Here is a 20,360-nt window from a genome sequence, read left to right on the forward strand (position 1 = left end):
ACCCCGCTGGCCTCTGGCCAGCTGTTTCGCTGGTTATCATCTGATGGAGTAGTCATACTGAAATCCTGTCTACTTTTCACATAGAAAATGCTGACGCTCGTTATTTTTGGGGCATTCTACTAATTACCACAATCACCACCATAGGAGATTCAAAAGGTTATTGTTACCCTTCTCTCCACTAACAGGTTGCCTCATCACCTAACCTGTTAGTAACCTCCACACGAGAACAGCTCAATAGGTTGCCTCACCACTAGATCCGCTGAATAGGCTACCTCACCATGAAAGAACCTCGCCGGCAATACTCACCGCTAGATCACAGCACTATAGAACTAACCCACGGTGGGACGCACTACTACCGCTGCAATTCGTGATTAAGCGAATCCAGCTCACCCCCACCAGCCATCTCTAGCGTGAGCTGCTCGAGTGTCACTTCATCGCGTTCGGCATCCAATACTTGGCGTCCCATATTCAACAGAATGAAATGATCACCTACCAAGTAGGCATGGTGTGGATTATGAGTAATCAAAATAACGCCCACCCCCCTGTCGGCCGCGGCCCTCACAAAGCGCAACACCATCCCCGACTGTTTCACACCCAGCGCCGCAGTTGGCTCATCAAGGATCAACACCCGTGCACCAAAATGCAACGCCCGAGCAATAGCCACAACCTGACGTTGTCCTCCAGACAACGTACTGATTGGCACGTCCACGTCCTTGATATTGACGCCCATTTTCTTGAGCTCCTCTGCAGCAATACTGCGCATCTCATCCGCCTTGAGCTGCCCCAGAAAGCCCGTGATTTCTTGCCCTAGAAAGAAGTTACGCCACACGCTCATTTGATCAACCACCGCCAAGTCCTGGTAGACAGTAGCGATCCCCCGGTTCAGAGCATCCTTCGGGGAAGCAAAAGTCACCGGTTCTCCATCGAGCACGACTGCACCGGCCGATGGTGCATGCCGGCCTGCAAGCATCTTAATCAGTGTCGATTTACCTGCACCGTTATCGCCTAAGACGCACGTCACCTGCCCGGGCTTGATGTCCAGATTGATGTTCTTGAGAACTTCAACGTCACCGTAGTTCTTATCCACCTCGCGCAGTGCAATAAGGGAAGTGGTGGCGTCGGTGCTTTCGGCGTCGATCACTCCAGAGGAAAGGTTGGAAGAAGAATCAGTCATGAACGCGCACCTGCCCAACGAGAAAAGGAGTTGTTAGTAATCACAGCAAACAGCAACATTGCGCCAAGGAAGAATTTGAACCAGTCAGGATTCCACCCTGCATAGACAATTCCCTGATTGGTCATACCAAAGATCAAAGCTCCAATGGCGGTACCGATTGCCGTACCACGTCCACCAGTCAATGCGCAGCCCCCGATCACCGCAGCAATGATGTAGAGAAACTCATTGCCCACACCCTGACCAGCTTGAATTGAATCGAAGGCAAAGAGATTGTGCATGCCCACAAACCAGGCGGCAAAGCCTACGAACATAAACAGAATAATCTTCACGCGACGCACTGGTACACCCACCGCGCGTGCAGCTTCGGCATCGCCGCCCACCGCAAAAATCCAGTTACCAAAGCGGGTCTTAAACAGCAACCAACTCGCTATAGCCACAAAGAGCAACCACCAAAAAACGGTCACACGCACACTGACACCAAAAATCGTCACCGAGCTAGAGAATACAGCCTGCGCCGAGTTAAAGCCTTCCATATCCGAAATAATCGGCGTGGCCACTTGTCCCGTCACGAGCTTAGTTACCGCCAGGTTGATGCCCTGCAACATCAAAAATGCTGCCAGAGTGATGAGGAAGCTCGGGATTCCTGTGCGCATCACCATATAGCCGTTGAAAGCCCCGATAGACAGAGCCATGATTAAGGAAATGAACACACCTACCCAGCTATTTAGCCAGAAGTTGTAATTCAGCATTGTGGCTGCCAGTGCCGCGGTCGTCACTGCCACGCCGGAAGACAGATCGAACTCATCACCGATCATCAGAAGGCCCACGGCCAGAGCGATGATCCCTATCGTAGAGCTGGCGTAAAGCACGGTGGCCAAGGCATCCACGCTGCGAAATGCCGGGGCGACGAGCATGAATAGCGCAAAAATCACCACCGCGCCCAATACGCTGGTGAGTTCTGGGCGCTTTACGAGGCGCAACAGGCCGCTATCCTTTGCCTCACCGGAAGGTTTCGGTGTGGCCTTTTCCGGTGCAGAATTACTGTGACTCATCGCAGCCCTTTCTTCGCGGCATCAGCGATGGTATCCACATTGTCCTTGTCCACGAAGGATGGTCCCGTCAGAACTGCCTGACCTCCACCCACGGTAGAACCATTGCGCTTTGCTAACCACAGGGAATCAATGGCCATATATCCCTGAAGATACGGCTGTTGGTCGACGGCGAACTGTACCTTGCCACCACGGATAGCTTCGACCAGTTCGGCATTGGTATCAAAGGTGGCAATCTTGGCGTCGGAACCAGCAGCGTCGACGGCCTTGACCGATACCAGCGCAACGGGGGCCACGAGTCCCATTACGTAGTCAATAGACTTGTCCTGAGCCAGTTTGGCTTGCACCGTAGACTCCACGCTCGTGAGATCCATGCCGTTGACGTACAGGGTTTCCACCTTGGCTCCGCGCGCCCCGTCTTTGATGCCACTACAACGAGCCTCTTGGGATGAATTTCCCTGCTCATGTATGACGCACAGAACATGCTTCGCTCCATCGTCGCCGAGGCGCTCACCGGCGCGCTTACCCGCGATGGACTCATCTTGGCCGAAGAATCCGGAAAGACCGTATTTCTTGTATTGACTCATGCCCGCGTTTAGTCCGACGACGGGAATTCCCGCCTCCGAGGCCTTGTGAGCCATGGGGCCAATAGCCTCGACAGTGGGCATGGTCACGGCGATACCGTCCACGTGAGAGTCGATGGCATTCTGTACAAGATTTGCCTGCTCGGGTGCTTGCGGCGAGGAGCTGTAGCGCAACTCTAAGTTGTTCTTCTTCGCAGCGTCCTCAGCTCCGGCTCGCACGAGATCCCAAAACGTATCGCCCGGTGCTCCATGACTGACCATGGCGACGGTATAGCGCGGAGTATCTACGCCCCCTCCGCCCCCACCTTGTTCGTCCACACGTGGTCGGCCACCGGTGGCGGAACATCCGGTAGCGAGGACGAGCCCAAAGATTGCGAGCAGCGCAAGTAGCGCCGGCTGAATACTGCGAAATTTAGTTGACACAAATTGGCATTGTGCCAGCTCAAAACCGGTAGTCAACTTGCTGAGGGGCGCTCTGAATCCATTAAGCGGCTTTCAGCTGCGAAAATCTTTAACCTCGATTACGTGGCGGCAGGCTGGCCTCCGCCGCCATCATTATCATCCATCTCAACGTCATCATCCATCTCATCGTCATCGAGACTCAAACCCAGGGTTTCAAGTTCAGCCTTCAGGTTCTCCATGGACAGCTCCAACTGATCCTCGCCGTCCAGACCATGAACATGACCGTGGTGGGAGCCATGAGCATGTAGTTCACTCAGGCCGCCGGACAATGTCTCATGAGCATCCTCGCGGGAACCTTCCTCGGAGCCGAAATGCTCACCAAGTTCCGCATATGCTGGATAAATGATGTTACGCTCCAGATCCTCCCGGAGAGTCTGCGAGCAAAAAGCAAACTCCAAAGCATTCGTTGTCATTTCCAGCAATTGCCAGTATTCCAGGTCAAAAGCCTCAGCCACCAGTTCAAATTCCCGTGTGAGCGTAGTCCCAGACACCAAACGGTTATCTGTGTTGATCGTGCACACAAAACCCATCTCATAAAGCAGATTGAATGGGTGATCCTCAATGGTGTCTGCAATACCCGTCTGGGTGTTGGATGTCGGACATATTTCCAAAGGAATGCGCTGATCGCGCACCGCACGGGCAACCGGTCCCAGCTCTAGCCCGCTCATTGTCGCCTCAAAATCTTCGTAAATACGCACACCATGACCGATGCGGCGGGCTCCCTGCGCCAGAGCATCGCGCATTGAATCCGGACCGGCAGCCTCACCCGCGTGAATAGTAAATGGCACAAGATTCTCACGCAGCAAAGCACAAGCCTGGGCATGCTTTGACGGTGGGAACCCGTCCTCAGCTCCCGCTATATCGAAACCCACGACATAGCCTTCCCCCGGGCTATGCGGCGCATAATTATCGATGGTGAGCTGTGCAATCTCCGTAGAACGATCGGCGTGCCGCATGGCGCAGAGGATGAGACGCGCGTGGATACGCTTGCCTCGCTCGGATACAGCACGCTCCCCTTCCTTCACCCCCTGGACGGTAGCTTCAACAACTTCCTGCAGAGTCAGGCCACCATTGAGATGCTGCTCGGGTGCGTAACGCAATTCCAGATAGCAGACGTTTTCCTCAGCTGCGTCCTCGACCGCCTCGCGAGCAATACGGATGAGGGATTCGCGTGTCTGCATCACTGCAGTGGTGTGATCGAACGTCGTCAGGTATGTCGGTAAATCACCAGAGTTTGCAGCATCATAAAACCACTGCTCCAGCTCTGCTGGATCAGTGGTTGGCAATGTGTGGCCAGCCTTCTCAGCTAGCTCAACAATGGTTGCAGGGCGTAAGCCGCCATCCAGGTGTGCGTGTAGCTCCACTTTTGGGAGGGAGGCAATAACGTTCGTATCGATCATGAGTGGCATTGTACGCAACGCCTCTCAAGGAACGCGTTAGCGTCGGCGGAACAGAGATGTCACCAGCCCGCCGAACAACACGCCAACTGCGGCACCGGTACCCACCAACCCTGCGCGAGCAGCATCAGAAGAACCGGTACGCACCTCCTGGCGGACGCGGATGATCGCCGCAGCAGGGGCTTCAGGAACCTGCAAGGCCAGAGCCTCATGGGTGGTTGCAGCCCACGCGGAGCAGTACAGCAAAATGCGCCAGATGAAGTACATCAGCACCATCACACCAATGATGGGACCGAAAGTGGCAGCCGCCGGGCTACTCAATGCGTTAGAGAAGAACATCGTGGCGAACTGTTTGAAAATCTCGAACGCGATCGCACCAATAATCGCCGCCCGGAACACCGACGGGCGATGTGTTTTCGTACGCGGCAGCATGCCGATCAACCACGCGAAAACAAACCAGTTGGCAACTACACCCACAACCAATGCCACCACAAAGGTCAAGTAACGAATTCCCGGTACTCCACCGAGCCCCACCATCTCAATGAGATGAGCAGTCAAGCCAGAGTTACCCACCGTGGTAATGGCAAAAGCCACGATCAACGAAAGCAGCAACCCCACGAGGGCAATCAAATCTTTGAACTTGCCCACGAAGAAGTTATTAGCCAAGCCAGACACCCGCCACATAGCGGAAGCCCCCATACGCAGATGCGATATCCACGTCAGACCCGTCCACAGAGCCAATAACAGACCGATGGAAAAGACCGACGCGCGCTGTGCCACGGCATCTTCAATCACGGTGGTTAACGTATCGCCCATTTCGCCGCCTGCGGAGTCAGTGATTTTTTGAATCACCTGATCCATCAGTCCCTGGTTGCCCGCCAGAATCATTGCGACAGTAGAGAAGGTCAGCATGAGCAGGGGGAACAGGGACAGAACGGAAAAATAGGTAATACCAGCAGCGTACTGGTTACCGCCCTGCTCACTGTAGCGTTCCTGCATGCGCATGATGTGGTCGAACCACGGCAACTTATCGCGGAATTTATCAATTGCCCCTGGCTCATCTTTACGGGCGCGTTCTACGCCGTAATTGTCCAGGTCTGCCTTTTCTGGCTTCGTGACCATTGCTCGGCCATCCTCCTTGTGCGTCTATCCCTGCACACTGTAACCGATAAAAGGGCTGCAGGGATACGTCAACTACCTGACACGCGGTTTAAGGTGCCAGAAAACCTACGTTTTCGTATACCTGAGCCACAGTGCGCGCAGCGATCTCCCGCGCCCTCCCCGCTCCTTGAGCCAACACCCGCTCCAGTTCAGCACGGTCATTCATGTACTCATTGAACTTCGCGCGTAATGGAGTGGCAAAGCTCTCCAGTATCTCCGCGGTATCTTTTTTCAGATCGCCATACCCCGCGCCGGAATTGTGGTAGCCGGCGACGATGTCATCGATACTCTTTCCGGACAATGCCGACTGGATCACCAGAAGGTTAGAAACCCCCGGCTTATTCTCCTTGTCATAGCGGATCTCACCATCGTTGTCAGTGACGGCAGAGCGAATGCGTTTAGCGGAAACCTTCGGGTCATCAAGGAGGTTGATAACCCCCTTGGGGTTATCCGCGGACTTGGACATCTTAGCGGTCGGATTCTGCAGATCGTAGATCTTGGAGGCTCCCTGCGGAATGAAGCCCTCCGGAACCACGAAGGTTTTCTTGTAGCGAGAATTGAAGCGCTCAGCCAGGTTACGGGTCAGTTCGAGGTGTTGGCGTTGGTCTTCACCTACGGGAACGAGGTGCGGGCGATAGAGCAAAATGTCCGCTGCCATTAACATTGGGTAGGCGTACAAACCAGAAGTGGTGTTGTCATTGCCCTGCTTGGCGGACTTGTCTTTGAACTGAGTCATCCGGCGGGCTTCGCCATCCCCCGTGATGCACATGAGCACCCATGCCAGTTGGGAGTGCTCCGGAACGTGTGACTGAACGAAAAGAGTGGAGCGTTCCGGGTCGATACCGAGGGCCAGTAACTGAGCAGCACCCGCAAGGGTTCGTGTGCGCAGGTCTTTGGGGCTGTAACCGGGCACGGTGATGGCATGCTGATCCGGGATGAAGTAGAAGGCATCGTACTCATCCTGCAGCTTAATGAACTGCTTCACTGCACCCAGGTAGTTTCCCAGATGGTAGGAGTCGCTGGTGGGTTGTAGTCCAGAAACGACGCGCTGCTTTTTTACTGGCTGTTGGGTTTGTTCAGTCATGGGGAAAACATTACTCCTGCGGCTTTATCTCGCTTCCACGAGCTGCAATTTCACGAGCTGTATTCGACAATCACCGGCGAGTGGTCACTCCACCGCAGCTCGTAGGCTAGTGCCTTATCCACCCAGGCCTTTCGCGCTCGTTGTTGCAGACCTGTGGTGGCCACCTGGAGGTCAATACGCCACCCCGCGTTGATATCAAAGGCCTGACCGCGATACGTCCACCAACTGAACACGTCCATAGAATCCGGATCGAGACGGCGCTGAACATCAAACCACTGGGGGTTCTCAGCTGCGCCGGCTGCCAAGCGCTCAGCGGCACGCTGTCCGGGCACATAGTCCACAGCACCGTAGAACTCACCTGCACTGCCACCGGGATTCCCATTGCGCCCAGCATCTTCGGCGTCCCCAACCTGTGTCTGTGCGTCTGGCCATACACCCAATAAATGGTCGAGGAAGGCACGTTCGTCAGGTAAATATCCAGATTTTGTGCGATTTGTCTTCCAGTTCTTCAAATCTGCACGTCGGTGACAAATGTTCCAGTCCCCACCAATGATTGTTTCGATGCCCTGCTCTGCCCGGTCATGCATGAAAGGGGCAAACGCATCCATGAAACGGTACTTTTCATCTTGCTTCGTCGTGTTCGCGGAGCCGGATGGCAGATACAAGCTGGCAACGGTGATGTCCCCCAGCCCTTCGATACCCGACGCCACCGTTGCCTCAATATAACGACCCGATTGATCAAACTCACGAGCTTCGGGGATCTCAATCCCCTTGTCACCATGACCAAACCCCACGGTCACATCCTTTAGTTCGGAGCGGGACAAAATCCCCACCCCGGCGCGCCCCTTCGCAGCAGCCGGTGCCTGTGCTAGATGCCAGCCTGCATCCAACGCTGGGGCTAATGCCAGCTGCGTCTGTTTCTCATCAGCGCGCACTTCTTGCATTAACACCACGTCAGCAGAGGTCTTCTCTAGCCACGGCAGGATGCCGCGGTTGTCCTCACTCCGTTCTTTCGCTGCGGCACGGATTCCATTGACATTCACGGTGGCGACGGTAAAGGTACTCATGGGCACTCAGCCTACTCAGTAGGCGAGGCAACCCGTACCTCCGCCAGGCGCTTGGCCTTGGCTGCGGAGAGTTGGCGTCGGCGGAGTAGATACGCGGGGATCCACAACACGGCGCCACACAACGCCATGACCGCCCCGGCCAGAGCGGGGGTTGAATATCCCCAGCCTGCAGCGATGACCGCCCCGCCCACTGCGGCGCCGGCTGCGTTTGCCATGTTCAGCGCAGAGTGATTCAACGCCGCTGCCAACGTTTGCGCCTCCCCCGCCACATCCATGAGGCGAGTTTGAAGACTGGGAACCAGCATAGAACCCATGAAGCCGATCACGCCGAAGTTCGCGATGCCCAGCCATGCTACGCGGGAACTGAAGTAAAACCCAGAGAGCACAAAAATCAGAGTGATCAGCACGCCAAAGATGGTGTATTCCAGGTTACGGTCAGCACATATTCCCCCCACGTAAGTGCCCAACACCATGCCTATTCCATAGGCCATCAGGGCGATCCAGATGAGGTCTTGGCTGAATCCCGCATTCTCGGTGAGAGTAAAAGAAATATAGGTGTAGACCGCGAACATTCCTCCAAAACCCACTGTGCCAATACCTAGGGTAAACAGCACCTGAGAATTGATGAGCGCTCCGAGCTCGGTGATCGGCTTGGTCTTAGGCATAAGAGTCATGTGAGGAAGTGTGAACCACAGAGCGATCAGAGTGATGACGCCCACCATCGCCACCAGCATGAAGGCCACGTTCCAGCCGAATTCCGCACCCAGCCACTGCGCGGTCGGCACACCGATCACTGTGGCGATCGACAGACCCAGACCGCCCAGTGCGACGTACTTTCCTCTCTTGCCTTCGGGTGCCAACGACGCCGCGATGAGGGCAGTCACGGAAAAATAAGCACCGTGGGGGACGCCGGCGATGAAACGGGAGACGAGCAGCATCTCATAGGAATGCGCAAAAACAGATAACCCATTACCGAGCGTGAACGCCAGCATGAGAATCAAAGCAAGACGCCGCCGCGGAATTGCACCGGTGAGTGTGGTGATGACCGGAGCGCCCACAACCACACCGAGTGCATAGGCGGAAATGATGTGACCTGCTGTGTCCTCGGGGATGTGAAAATCCTCGGCGATGAGATTGAGCAGTCCCATCGCGACGAATTCCGTAGTGCCAATACCAAAGCCACCGAGCGCCATCGCGATCATGGTGAGAATCCGACGACGTTGGGTAATGTCCGTCTGTCGTGGTAGCGGTCGACGGGGGGATCGGGACTTCACATTCACTACTTTTGGGTTTCCAATTCTTATAGAGGTCGGCGGGGGTGACGTGAAAGAAAAAATTTATAGAGTTATTTCTGCTTTTCGGAGGACAACTCTATGTCTCACCCCGTAATGTTCACTAGTTCACCGTTTGCCGTATTCTTAAGGGCAACAAAGGCCGTTACAGCGGCCAGATCACTAAACATACACACCCAAGAAACGCAGGGAGACGGACGCCTCATGGCAAAGATCATCTACACCCGCACAGACGAAGCACCACTTCTGGCTACGTATTCACTGAAGCCAATCGTGGAGGCTTTTGCTTCCACCACCGGCGTAGATGTGGAAACCCGAGACATCTCCCTGGCCGCCCGCATTGTGGCGGCCTTCAACGACAAGCTGCCACAGGAGCAGCGAGTAGTCGACGCTCTCGCTGAACTTGGTGAGCTGGCCAAGACTCCCGAAGCGAACATCATTAAGCTCCCCAATATCTCCGCCTCCGTACCCCAGATGAAGGCGGCCATCAAGGAACTCCAGGCCGCCGGTTACGACCTCCCCGACTTCCCAGATGAACCGTCCACCGACGAAGAAAAGGACGCACGCGAGCGCTACGACTCTGTAAAGGGATCCGCTGTAAACCCGGTTCTGCGTGAGGGCAATTCCGATCGCCGTGCCCCGCAGGCTGTCAAGAACTTCGCCCGTAAACACCCACACACCATGGGTAAGTGGTCACCCGAGTCGCTGACGAATGTGGCCACCATGGAAGCGGATGATTTCCGGCACAATGAGCAGTCTGTCATTATGCCTTCCGATGACGACCTGCGTATTCAGCTGGTTAAGGCCAACGGGGAGACCGAGGTGCTCAAAGAGTCCCTCCCGGTCTTAGAAAACGAAATTGTCGACGCCACCGTGCTCTCCGCCGCAGCTCTGGATTCCTTCCTCCGTGCTCAAGTTCTGCGCGCGAAAGCAGAGAATGTTCTCTTTTCGGTCCATCTGAAGGCGACCATGATGAAGGTCTCCGACCCCATCATCTTCGGTCACGCCGTTCGCGCTTATTTCTCCGATGTGTTCGACAAGTACGGCGCAGAGTTGCTGGAGCATGGATTAAATGGTGAGAACGGACTCGCCGCTATCCTCGACGGCCTTTCCGAGCTGGAAAATGGCGAAGAGATCAGAGCTGCCTTTAATAAGGGGCTGCAGGACGGCCCCAAGCTCGCGCAGGTGAATTCCGCCAAGGGCATCACCAACCTGCACGTCCCTTCGGATGTGATCGTGGATGCGTCGATGCCCGCCATGATTCGCAACGCGGGCAAGATGTGGAATAAGGACGACGAGGCCGAGGACACCTTGGCTGTTCTACCCGACTCCTCCTACGCAGGTGTGTACCAGGTGGTCATTGACGATTGCCGCGCAAAGGGCGCGTTTGATCCCACCGTCATGGGTTCTGTGCCGAATGTCGGCCTCATGGCACAGAAGGCCGAAGAATACGGTTCCCACGATAAGACCTTCAAGATCTCCAGCGATGGCAAGGTTCAGATCATCAACAAAGCCGGCGAGGTGCTCATGGAGCACGAGGTCAATGAGGGCGACATCTGGCGTGCATGCCAGACCAAGGACATTCCAGTCCGGGACTGGGTGAAGCTGGCAGTCACCCGTTCCCGCGCGTCTGAAACCCCGGCAGTGTTCTGGCTGGATCCGAAACGCGCCCATGACCGCAACATGACTGCTCAGGTGGAAAAGTACCTCCAGGACCATGACACCGAAGGATTGGACATCCGCATCCTGTCCCCAGAAGAGGCATGCCAATTCTCCATTGACCGCATCCGTGAAGGGAAAGACACCATCTCCGTCACCGGCAACGTGCTTCGCGACTACCTGACGGATCTCTTCCCGATCATGGAACTGGGCACTTCTGCAAAGATGCTGTCCGTGGTTCCGCTCATCGCCGGTGGCGGGCTTTTCGAAACAGGTGCCGGCGGCTCCGCCCCGAAGCACGTCCAGCAACTTCAGGAAGAAAACCACCTCCGCTGGGACTCTTTGGGCGAGTTCCTGGCTTTGGCAGAGTCACTGCGTAAATTGGCCGAGACCGATAACAACCCGCGCACTCCAATCTTGGGCGATGCGCTAGACGTTGCCACAGAAACCTTGCTTAACGAGGATAAGTCCCCTTCCCGCAAAGTCGGTGAGATCGACAACCGCGGTTCTCATTTCTTCTTGACCATGTACTGGGCCAGGGAGTTGGCTAATCAAACCACTGATACCGAACTGGCTGAGGTTTTCAAGCCGGTAGCCGAAGCTCTGGAGGCCAATGCTGAGAAGATAGCCAAAGATCTCATCGATTGCCAGGGCAAGCCTGTGGATCTCGGCGGTTACTACTGGGTTGACGAGGAGAAGACCAATAAGGTCATGCGTCCATCCGAGACCTTCAACGCCATTATTGACGGCTTGAACAAGAATAAGTAGCTCTCTGTCAGTGCACCGGGCGGGGAACTTAAAATTTCCATTAGCGCCTCCCCGCCAGCCCCGGTTATGCATTATTAGTGCATGACATTCACACGAGTATTGACTCGCGCCCTACTTGTGGGCGCAACATCACTCACCGTAGGGTTGTCCGGAGCCGCCGTGGCGACAGCTGGTGGCGTCGATCCAATTCACCACACCTTCACCCCGGCGACGCAAAAGGCCATTGAATCAAGCAAGTCACGCTGTCCGGAACGGGTCATTATCGTGGCGCGCGGCACGGCTCAAAACGACCCCGCCGATCTCAAACCCACGAAGTATTCCCCCAATTCCCCGTACACCTCCAACGGATACGAGGCACCCAACGTCCGGCTGTTGTTACAGCAGGCCGAGGCACGGCACAAAGCTCGAACTGGGCAATCTCTCTTGGAGAACACGCTGGTTCTCGGCGTGGATTCACACTATTACCAGGCCGAGCCCTCACTGCCCACAGTTAGCGATGAGCCGGATGTCGAAGAAATCATCACCCTACTAAAAGACAACCCCCCTCATCAGCTGGCCGGCAACGCAGTAGGTGGCATGGCGCTGAGCATCCTGAGAGGAATTCCAGGAGCCTACCACTTCATTCAGGATTACGAAAAAGCCACAGGCTGTTCACCCCAGTACATCCTCATTGGCTACTCCCAGGGAGCAATTGTGCTGGCACCCCAGGAAATCTGGCTCGCTCAGCGCAAGCAACTCGATGGAGTACTCTACATGGGCAATCCCATGCAGCCCTTGCCACAGCACTCCGCTTTTCCAACGGGGACTCACAAGCGACTCAACTATTGCGTGAAGGACGACGTGTTCTGCGATCCAAGTCCCCAAGCGGTAGCTAGAGCGATCAGCGAGGATGGCGGCCCACACGCCGGTTACTTCATTGACAAGAATCCAGGCGATGCCCACGTCCTCGATACTCTCGCCACATATATTGACGACGGCGGCGATTACGCCCGTCAAACACCCCCACAATAGACCAAGCGGTATATTTTTATTTTTGCCCAGTAACCTGGCATTTTGAAGTTTTCACCCGCAGAAAATAGACAAAGCGGTTTGTTTTATTTCCCGTGAGTACTAAGGTGTGTCCCAACGCTCAGAATCACATAATCACAGGGAAACGAACAATGACCACCAAGTACGACAACTCCGAAGCTGATAACTGGAACTTTGCCACCCGCCAAATCCATGCGGGTCAAACCGTGGATGCCACAGGCGCACGCAACTTGCCCATCCACTTCTCCACCTCCTTCGTTTTCGACTCCGCGGAACACGCCAAGCAGCGCTTCGCACTTGAAGACTTAGGACCCGTGTACTCCCGCCTAACCAACCCCACCGTGGAAGTCGTGGAAAACCGCATCGCGTCCCTGGAAGGAGGAGTGCACGCCGTAGCTTTTGCTTCCGGACAGGCAGCGGAGACAGCCGCTATTCTTAACCTCGCCGGTACCGGTGATCACGTTGTCACATCTCCTCGTCTCTACGGCGGCACGGAGACCCTTTTCTCGGTCACCCTCAAGCGCCTAGGCATCGAGTTCACCTTCGTAGAAAACCCAGACGATCCAGACTCGTGGCAGGCTGCCGTCCAGGACAACACCGTAGCTTTCTATGGAGAGACCTTCGCCAACCCGCAGGCCGACGTATTAAACATCCCTGCCATCGCGGAGGTGGCGCATAAGAACAACGTGCCATTGATCGTTGACAACACCTTGGCCACCGCCGCCCTTGTTCGTCCTCTGGAACTCGGCGCCGATATCGTCGTGGCTTCCCTGACGAAGTTCTACACGGGCAACGGCTCTGCATTGGGTGGCATTCTGGTCGATGGTGGAAAATTCGACTGGACCCAACAGCGCAACGGCTCACCAGTGTTCCCTGGTTTCGTCACCCCAGACCCTGCCTACCACGGTCTGAAGTACGCAGATCTCGGACCAGCTGCTTTCGGATTGAAGGCTCGGGTGGGTCTTCTGCGTGATACGGGAGCAACCCTCTCTGCTTTCAATGCCTGGATTATCGCCCAAGGGCTGGATACCCTATCTTTGCGCGTGAACAAGCACAATGAAAATGCTCAGGCCGTCGCTGAATTCCTCGCCTCTAATAACAAGGTGGCAACCATCAACTACGCAGGTTTGGAATCCTCCCCGTGGTACTCCGTCAAGCAAGAGCTGGGCATTGAGTACACCGGCTCTGTTTTGTCTTTCGATCTGGCGGTTGATGATGTGAATTCCGAGGAGGCTCGGGAAAAAGCATGGGCCTTTATCGACGCACTGAAACTGCACTCTAACCTGGCCAACGTAGGAGATGTCCGTTCTTTGGTTGTCCACCCAGCAACCACCACCCACTCCCAGTCCGATGAGAAGAGCCTCACGCGTGCTGGCATTTCCAAGGCAACGATCCGTCTATCTGTCGGCATCGAAGACATCGACGATATCCTCGCCGATCTCCAGCGTGGGTTCGACGCGATCTAGTTACCTTCGAGGCCGCATGGCCGCACCAGTGACCATCTAGTCAGAGGAGCTTATTCCATGGTTCACGTCGATGCGCTGCCCCCGTCCGGCTCACCCTCTGTTATCTCAGTGGGCGATGTGGAGACGGAGGCCGGTGTATGCATTCCCGATGTGCACCTGTGCGTCTATGCTTTCTACGACGCAGCCACTCCCCTCAACGAACGCCCCGTCCTCCTGATCGAACACGCTCTCACGGGGGATGGCAACGTCGCTGACTGGTGGCCAGAGATGATCGGACCGGGAAAACCACTCGACACGGAGAGGTTCCTCATCCTCTGCGCCAATGTGCTGGGCGGTTGTCAAGGCTCCACTGGTCCATCCAGCCGACACCCCGATGGCAAAGCCTGGGGGTCTCGCTTTCCCGCTATTTCCATACGTGACACGGTCACCGCGGAAAAAGCGCTCATGGATGTACTGGGAATCGACCGTATTCACGCCGTCATTGGGGCGTCCATGGGTGGCGCTCGCGCGCTGGAGTGGACGCTCATGTATCCCGAGATCATTGTTTCAGCTCTGCCCATTGCCGTCTCCGCGCGGGCTTCTGCCTGGCAGATCGGCATGCAGTCCAGCCAAATACGCTTCATAGAAGCTGATCCTCACTGGCAGGGCGGAGATTACTACGACTCAGACAGCAGCCCTGCCGAAGGCATGGGGCAGGCGCGTCGCATAGCTCATTTGACCTATCGCGGTGAGCTGGAAATCGATGAGCGCTTTGGCACCGACCCGCAACACAACGAGAACCCTTACGGCCCATACCGGTCGTCCAGTGAACGTTTTGCCGTGGAAAGCTACCTAGACAGGCAAGCAGATAAGTTGAAGGAACGTTTCGACGCGGGCTCTTATGTGGTCCTCACTGATGCCCTCAACAGACACGACGTAGGGCGTGGCCGCGGTGGCATGAACGCTGCCCTCGCGAAGTCAACCGTACCCACGATGGTCGCGGGCGTCGATACAGATATTCTTTATCCGTGGCATCAGCAAGAACACTTGTCCCGCAACTTGGGCAACTTCGTGGGGTTATCACAGATCACTTCCCCCACAGGCCATGATGGTTTCCTGATTGAGACCCGGCAGATGGGGCTCATTGTGCAAAAGTTCCTACGCAAAGCCGATCAGTTGGCTCAGGATCCCCTCGACTAGCTGCCCAAAGGATCGACGGACAGCGATAGCCATAGCATCGCTAATCCCAGTGCCGCGGTGAACACAGAGTCAAACTTGCGGCTCCGCACAGACAACACGCCCAGAATTCGGCTATCCACCAGCCACCGCACAGAGGACAAGTAGAGCAGCGCGAACCCGAGCACCACGGTACCGCGGCGCCAACGCTCCACCCCGAGGAAGAACGCAGCCACAGCCACCAGCGCAACGAACAGCCCAACCAGCGCCCGTTGCACATTCCTGTGCAGGGGGGACGGCGGTACAGCGCGGTCGTGGGGATTATCCAACAACCGCTCTCGGACCTGGCCAATTCTCGGTGACATGACGTACCTCTACCCCTGCGTGTATGCGCTCAGCTCTATGCCTCTCGGTGTCATCTACCCAGTAATGACTACTGATTCAATAATTCAGCCCGTTCCACAACATTGCGTACAAGGAACGCTCGCGTCAATGGGCCCACACCGCCTGGATTAGGTGACACAGCACCTGCCACGTCCCACACGTCGGGGTGAACGTCACCCATGAGCTTGCCGTCCTTGCGCGAGACCCCCACATCCAGGATCGCGGCACCCGGCTTAATCATGTCAGCCGTGAGCATATGAGGAACACCTGCAGCTGCGATGATGACGTCTGCCACTCGAGTCTCTACGGCCAGATCCTTGGTGCCTGTGTGGCAGAGAGTCACGGTGGAATTCTCCGAACGGCGAGTCAGCATTAAACCAATCGGCCGGCCAACCGTCACACCGCGTCCAATGACCACAACCTTCGCACCATTGAGCTCGATGTTGAAGCGGCGTAGTAAGGAAATGGCGCCATTGGGTGTACACGGCAACGGAGCAGGCTCATTGAGCACGAGCTTTCCTAAGTTAACAGGGTGAAGACCGTCCGCATCCTTGGCGGGGTCGATGCGCTCGAGGACAGCATTCTCATCCAAATGCTTGGGAAGGGGGAGCTGCACAATGTAGCCCGTACAAGCTGGATCCTCGTTGAGCTCATCAATGACGGCGTTGAGTTCCTCTTGGGTGACATCCGCTGGAAGATCTTTGCGCATGGAGTTGATGCCTACCTGCTCACAATCGCGGTGCTTCATGCGTACATAAGAGTGGCTAGCCGGGTCATCTCCGACTAATACTGTGGCAAGTCCTGGCACGATGCCTTTGTCGCGCAGTGCGGCGACTCGCTGTGTGAGATCGGCAAAGATCTCGTCGCGGTAAAGATTTCCATCCAACGTAATTGCAGCCATGGCCACCATTATTCCACGGGCACTAACGCACCAGTAACAATGCACCGACATCACTGGTGCCCGGTTCTATACGCCGCACTTTCTGGCTCACATCTGCGGTTGCTCTTTCCTACTGGCCTCCAGGGAAACCCAGTTGACGCCATGCCTCGTAAGAGGCCACAGCGGCTGCATTGGTGATGTTCATGCTTCGCCGTCCCGGCAGCATGGGGATGCGCACACGCTGAGTAATTCGAGGGTGTCCGAGAATTGCCGGCTCCAGACCGGTTGGTTCTGGCCCAAAAAGCAGGACATCGCCCGGTTGGTAATAAATATCCGTGTACCAGGTATCTGCTTGCGCGGTGAACGCAAATACACGGGCATCCGGCATAGATTCCATCGCAGCATCAAAGTTGTCATGAACATAGACATCCGCGAGCTCGTGATAATCAAGCCCAGCGCGCCGCAAATGCTTCTCGCTGAAGTCAAAAATGAGCGGCCCGGCCAGGTGTAAAGCAGCCCCGTTGCCTGCACACAAACGGATCGCATTTCCGGTGTTGGGCGGAATCACCGGCCGATCGAACATCACGTGCAGACGTTCCGTCGTATCCTCGATTTTCTTCTTACCCTGTGCGTTCGTCAGTTCATCAGTCACGCTGTCAAGGCTAGCGGGTGCGGTTGAGGACAGAGCGCTCGATCGCGCCTAATTCAATGAAAAACTCGAGCATGCTCTGCGTGATGAGGCGGCGGGACTCGGGGCGAACAAATTTGTGTCCTTCACCCGGAACTGTCAAGAATTGCGGCGCCCTGCCTGCCTGCACCAGCGCGTCGTAGAGCTGACGCGATTCATCGATTGGCACGTTCGTATCATTCGCCCCATGGATAAACAACACCGGTGCGCTGATCTCTTCCGCCTTATACAGCGGGGAAATCTCCATGAGCAGCTCGGCATCGTGCATAGGATAGCCGTATTTTGGCGACGCCGCCGAGGCCAACCACGGTTCTGTTGATTCATAGTAGGTTTCAAAACTGGTCATGCCACAGGCATCCACCACTCCGGCGAAAATCTCCGGATAGCGTGCAGCAGCGAGCACCGAGAGATACCCACCATAGGAACGACCACCAAGCACGATGTAGTCGGGGTGAGCCAATTTGGCATCGATCAGAAACTCCACGGTATCTGCCACATCGTCAACGGCGGCGAAGCGCCCGTAGCGATCATCGGCATGGAGAAAACTGCGACCATTACCGCGCGAGCCCCGAATATTCGGCGTGAATACCGTGATACCTGCAGCTACCAGCTCATCCAAGACATCATGGTTGACCGGACGCGACTGCCCTTCAGGACCACCATGCAGGTGGATATATACCGGCCTGTTCGGAGCTGGGGTTTCCGGAACATATAGCCAACCGGAGAGCTCCAATTCGTCGCGAGCGGCGTAGTACACCAATTCGGGGCTTTCACCTTGGCGGGTGCGGGCGTCTAGGCGTTCTGTGCGTTCAGCATTCAACGGTTCTACCCTTCCCGCTTCAATGCGCAGTATCTCGACAGTCGGGGGTAGGTTCGGCCCCTCCACCGTCAGTGCGAGCAAAGAACCGTCATCGGTGATGCTCAAATTCGCTGCCACTTTGCCGAGCACGTCGACGGTGCGTCGAACCGTAACTTTTTGACCCTCGCCGAGGCTCAACAGTTCAAGATGGGACAAGCCTCCCACATTCCATAGCACCGCTGCGGTGGATAGATCTTCGCTGATGACAAACTCATCCATGTCCGCATCCGCGTTGGCAATGAGTTCTTCCTTTTCAGTTCGAACCGGCCGGCCGCCGCGTTCATCTAGTTCCACCACCAACCGAATAATCCGACGCCGGTCTGAACCGTGGTCAGTGTCAAGAAGGATGACCAGGGTGCGATCGTTTATTGGAAGTATCCGGCCTGCCTCAGTGGTGGCACCAGGCTCCGGAGGTAGTAATGGCATCCAGCGTCCCTCGGGGGTAACAAGCAGCAGTTCACGGTTACCCCGCGGCCCTACCCGCATAAGGCAGTATCCAGCTTCAGCGGCGACGAGGAGAGAATCACTGCGTCGGTCCATCACTCGATAACGCGAGGTGTTCGGGTCGACCAGACGAGCCTCAGTAACCCCGTCAGAGGCCACCGCATCCATGGCCAAATGGTGACCATCCCACTCCACGAGAGTGTTCCGCGCATCCCAGGAATTACGCAGTTCCTGGACATCCTTATCGGCCGGATCTGTGGAAACAATGAACGTTTGCGTGCGTTCCGTGCCCTTCGGGGAGACCTCGCACGCTATCCACCGTGCGTCCGGAGAATGCAGTACCCGGGTCACTGGCCCTTCAACCGGTAAACGCACCCGGCGTTCCTCACCCAACCCTTCGTCGGTCAGCTGGGCTTGAACAGCAAACGGATAACCGCCATCGCGCACAATGTACGCAATGGCGGTGCCATTGGGAGCAAGGGAGGGAACGGACGTATGGCGCATAACTCGAATAATTTTACTGACTTCTCTTTATGTCTACCCCCACGTGTGTTTTCCAGCGGAAAAACCACCTACGCCCTATTGTTTTCCTATGCCTTACTTCGTGAATGCCTACTCGACTATCCGCGATAACGTCCCATGGACCGGACGGAGCGGTGACCCTACCTATTCTCGTAGCCTCGTAGAAGATTCCTCCACCGGTCCGTTTCTTCTACCTCAGCCTGCAGGTAGCGAAGCTCGCGACCTGCAGGAACACCTCAACGGCTTTGCGAACTATGCGCGCCAACAAGGTCTGGAGCGCGCAGGGGAATACAACTCATCTATTCATTCCGTATTCCACCACATCCTTCGTGTTCGTCGCCATTACGTTTTCGAATGTGACAACAACGTCGATTGGTCGCAGTTTTCGCAATGGGGAAAAGCTGCTAACGCCGTCTTCTTTATGCCCGACGGTACTGTCCGCGACAATGAAGGCAGGGATTTACTAGATCCGGCCAATGCCCAAGGTGAGCACCCGATCATGGCGCCGACCACCGTTCAGGCACAGGCCCGGCGTGATCGTATTCGCGGCCGCCTGTGGGAAGAAGGTGTGCGCATCAGCCCCATATTGCCGCCAGTGCTATCCGAACCGGAAATAGTGCTCCGCCGGCCGGAGGAGGTACTCAACCGGGCGAAGGCGCTTGTAGCTGTGGCCGCTGTAGCGATGAGCGTGGCGGAGGGTGAGACGGTGGATGTGGCCAGTATGCGCAGTTCCGAGAGTTCCTTCACCCAGGAGGAAACCTCGTTTTTGGATGCTGTCGACCGCTTCAACTCTTTCCATTCCACGGATTACCCCGCCGAGCTTCACGAACAGGCTGTTCAACTGCGCTGGGGTTTTGTCACTGGCGACATGCTCGCGTGGGTTGTTGGTGTCACGGACTCCGATCCCTTCGAGCTGATTGCTCCCGACCCGAGTGCGCTACGCGCAACCCTCGACGCAGTTTCTTCTCCACAAGAGCTCTCTCCTCACTCATTGGAAGATATCTGCGACGCATGGGAGTACACCTTTTCCATGCGTTGGTTTGCCGTAGACCAAGCCCTCAAGGCCAACACATCCGACTACGCAGAGCTTGGCAAGATAGTACAACCACATAGTTTCCACCTGGAGCCTGTTCAGGGTTCCATTCTGCTGGAGCGGCACCGCGCATTGTCGTGGCTGCTCAATCCCAATGTGCCGTATGAGGACACAGACCTATCCACCTAAGGTTGTATCCCCGG

17 protein-coding genes are annotated in these 20,360 nt (G+C 56.0%); 5 read left to right on the top strand and 12 right to left on the bottom strand.

Going from position 1 to position 20,360, the window contains the following annotated elements; translation table 11 throughout:
* Positions 1 to 352 precede the first annotated feature (352 nt).
* From GP473_RS07410 to GP473_RS07445, 8 genes are all read right to left on the bottom strand, one after another.
* Positions 353 to 1,174: an ATP-binding cassette domain-containing protein gene (locus GP473_RS07410; RefSeq protein WP_186276789.1), complete on the bottom strand. Its 822-nt coding sequence runs from the start codon at positions 1,172 to 1,174 to the stop codon at positions 353 to 355.
* Entirely contained in the window at positions 1,171 to 2,226 is a 1,056-nt protein-coding gene (locus GP473_RS07415; RefSeq protein ID WP_185770256.1) for an ABC transporter permease, read from the bottom strand. The genes GP473_RS07410 and GP473_RS07415 overlap by 4 nt, the downstream gene beginning before the upstream one ends.
* Positions 2,223 to 3,209, bottom strand: a complete 987-nt coding sequence (locus tag GP473_RS07420) for a substrate-binding domain-containing protein (RefSeq protein WP_246395007.1) — start codon at positions 3,207 to 3,209, stop codon at positions 2,223 to 2,225. The genes GP473_RS07415 and GP473_RS07420 overlap by 4 nt, the downstream gene beginning before the upstream one ends.
* Positions 3,210 to 3,328: 119 nt before the next feature.
* Positions 3,329 to 4,669, bottom strand: coding sequence for an adenosine deaminase (locus GP473_RS07425; RefSeq protein WP_186276791.1), 1,341 nt, complete (start codon positions 4,667 to 4,669; stop codon positions 3,329 to 3,331).
* A gap of 36 nt (positions 4,670 to 4,705) precedes the next feature.
* Positions 4,706 to 5,788 (bottom strand): YhjD/YihY/BrkB family envelope integrity protein, encoded by a 1,083-nt coding sequence (locus GP473_RS07430; protein WP_186276792.1) that lies wholly within the window; start codon positions 5,786 to 5,788, stop codon positions 4,706 to 4,708.
* Between the two features lie 88 nt (positions 5,789 to 5,876).
* On the bottom strand, positions 5,877 to 6,911 hold the full coding sequence (trpS, locus tag GP473_RS07435) for a tryptophan--tRNA ligase (RefSeq protein ID WP_186276793.1): 1,035 nt from the start codon (positions 6,909 to 6,911) through the stop codon (positions 5,877 to 5,879).
* A 50-nt stretch (positions 6,912 to 6,961) separates the two neighbouring features.
* Entirely contained in the window at positions 6,962 to 7,978 is a 1,017-nt protein-coding gene (locus tag GP473_RS07440) for an exodeoxyribonuclease III (protein ID WP_185770261.1), read from the bottom strand.
* 11 nt (positions 7,979 to 7,989) lie between these two features.
* A complete protein-coding gene (locus tag GP473_RS07445) occupies positions 7,990 to 9,252 on the bottom strand; it encodes an MFS transporter (RefSeq protein ID WP_246394750.1) in 1,263 nt (420 codons plus the stop codon).
* 222 nt (positions 9,253 to 9,474) lie between these two features.
* Between GP473_RS07445 and GP473_RS07450 the strand changes: the two genes are divergently transcribed.
* The 4 genes from GP473_RS07450 to metX all read left to right on the top strand — a co-directional run bounded on the left by GP473_RS07450 (position 9,475) and on the right by metX (position 15,371).
* Positions 9,475 to 11,697, top strand: coding sequence for an NADP-dependent isocitrate dehydrogenase (locus tag GP473_RS07450; RefSeq protein WP_186276794.1), 2,223 nt, complete (start codon positions 9,475 to 9,477; stop codon positions 11,695 to 11,697).
* Positions 11,698 to 11,778: 81 nt separating this feature from the next.
* Complete coding sequence (locus GP473_RS07455) at positions 11,779 to 12,708, top strand: alpha/beta hydrolase family protein (protein ID WP_185770263.1); 930 nt, start codon at positions 11,779 to 11,781, stop codon at positions 12,706 to 12,708.
* A 149-nt stretch (positions 12,709 to 12,857) separates the two neighbouring features.
* Positions 12,858 to 14,192: an O-acetylhomoserine/O-acetylserine sulfhydrylase gene (locus tag GP473_RS07460; protein WP_185770264.1), complete on the top strand. Its 1,335-nt coding sequence runs from the start codon at positions 12,858 to 12,860 to the stop codon at positions 14,190 to 14,192.
* A gap of 57 nt (positions 14,193 to 14,249) precedes the next feature.
* Complete coding sequence (gene metX, locus GP473_RS07465) at positions 14,250 to 15,371, top strand: homoserine O-acetyltransferase MetX (protein ID WP_186276795.1); 1,122 nt, start codon at positions 14,250 to 14,252, stop codon at positions 15,369 to 15,371.
* Here metX and GP473_RS07470 read toward each other — a convergent pair.
* From GP473_RS07470 to GP473_RS07485, 4 genes are all read right to left on the bottom strand, one after another.
* Positions 15,368 to 15,712, bottom strand: a complete 345-nt coding sequence (locus GP473_RS07470) for a DUF3017 domain-containing protein (protein ID WP_185770266.1) — start codon at positions 15,710 to 15,712, stop codon at positions 15,368 to 15,370. The genes metX and GP473_RS07470 overlap by 4 nt on opposite strands.
* A 68-nt stretch (positions 15,713 to 15,780) precedes the next feature.
* Positions 15,781 to 16,632, bottom strand: coding sequence for a bifunctional methylenetetrahydrofolate dehydrogenase/methenyltetrahydrofolate cyclohydrolase (locus GP473_RS07475; protein ID WP_185770267.1), 852 nt, complete (start codon positions 16,630 to 16,632; stop codon positions 15,781 to 15,783).
* A 109-nt stretch (positions 16,633 to 16,741) separates the two neighbouring features.
* Positions 16,742 to 17,194: a tRNA (cytidine(34)-2'-O)-methyltransferase gene (locus tag GP473_RS07480; RefSeq protein ID WP_185770761.1), complete on the bottom strand. Its 453-nt coding sequence runs from the start codon at positions 17,192 to 17,194 to the stop codon at positions 16,742 to 16,744.
* Between the two features lie 79 nt (positions 17,195 to 17,273).
* Positions 17,274 to 19,106, bottom strand: a complete 1,833-nt coding sequence (locus GP473_RS07485) for an alpha/beta hydrolase family protein (protein ID WP_185770268.1) — start codon at positions 19,104 to 19,106, stop codon at positions 17,274 to 17,276.
* 88 nt (positions 19,107 to 19,194) lie between these two features.
* On the opposite strand from GP473_RS07485, the gene GP473_RS07490 reads away from it, so the two are divergent.
* A complete protein-coding gene (locus GP473_RS07490; RefSeq protein WP_185770269.1) occupies positions 19,195 to 20,346 on the top strand; it encodes a DUF4272 domain-containing protein in 1,152 nt (383 codons plus the stop codon).
* The last annotated feature ends 14 nt before the right edge of the window (positions 20,347 to 20,360 follow it).

Source organism: Corynebacterium anserum (genome assembly GCF_014262665.1).
GTDB lineage: Bacteria > Actinomycetota > Actinomycetes > Mycobacteriales > Mycobacteriaceae > Corynebacterium > Corynebacterium anserum.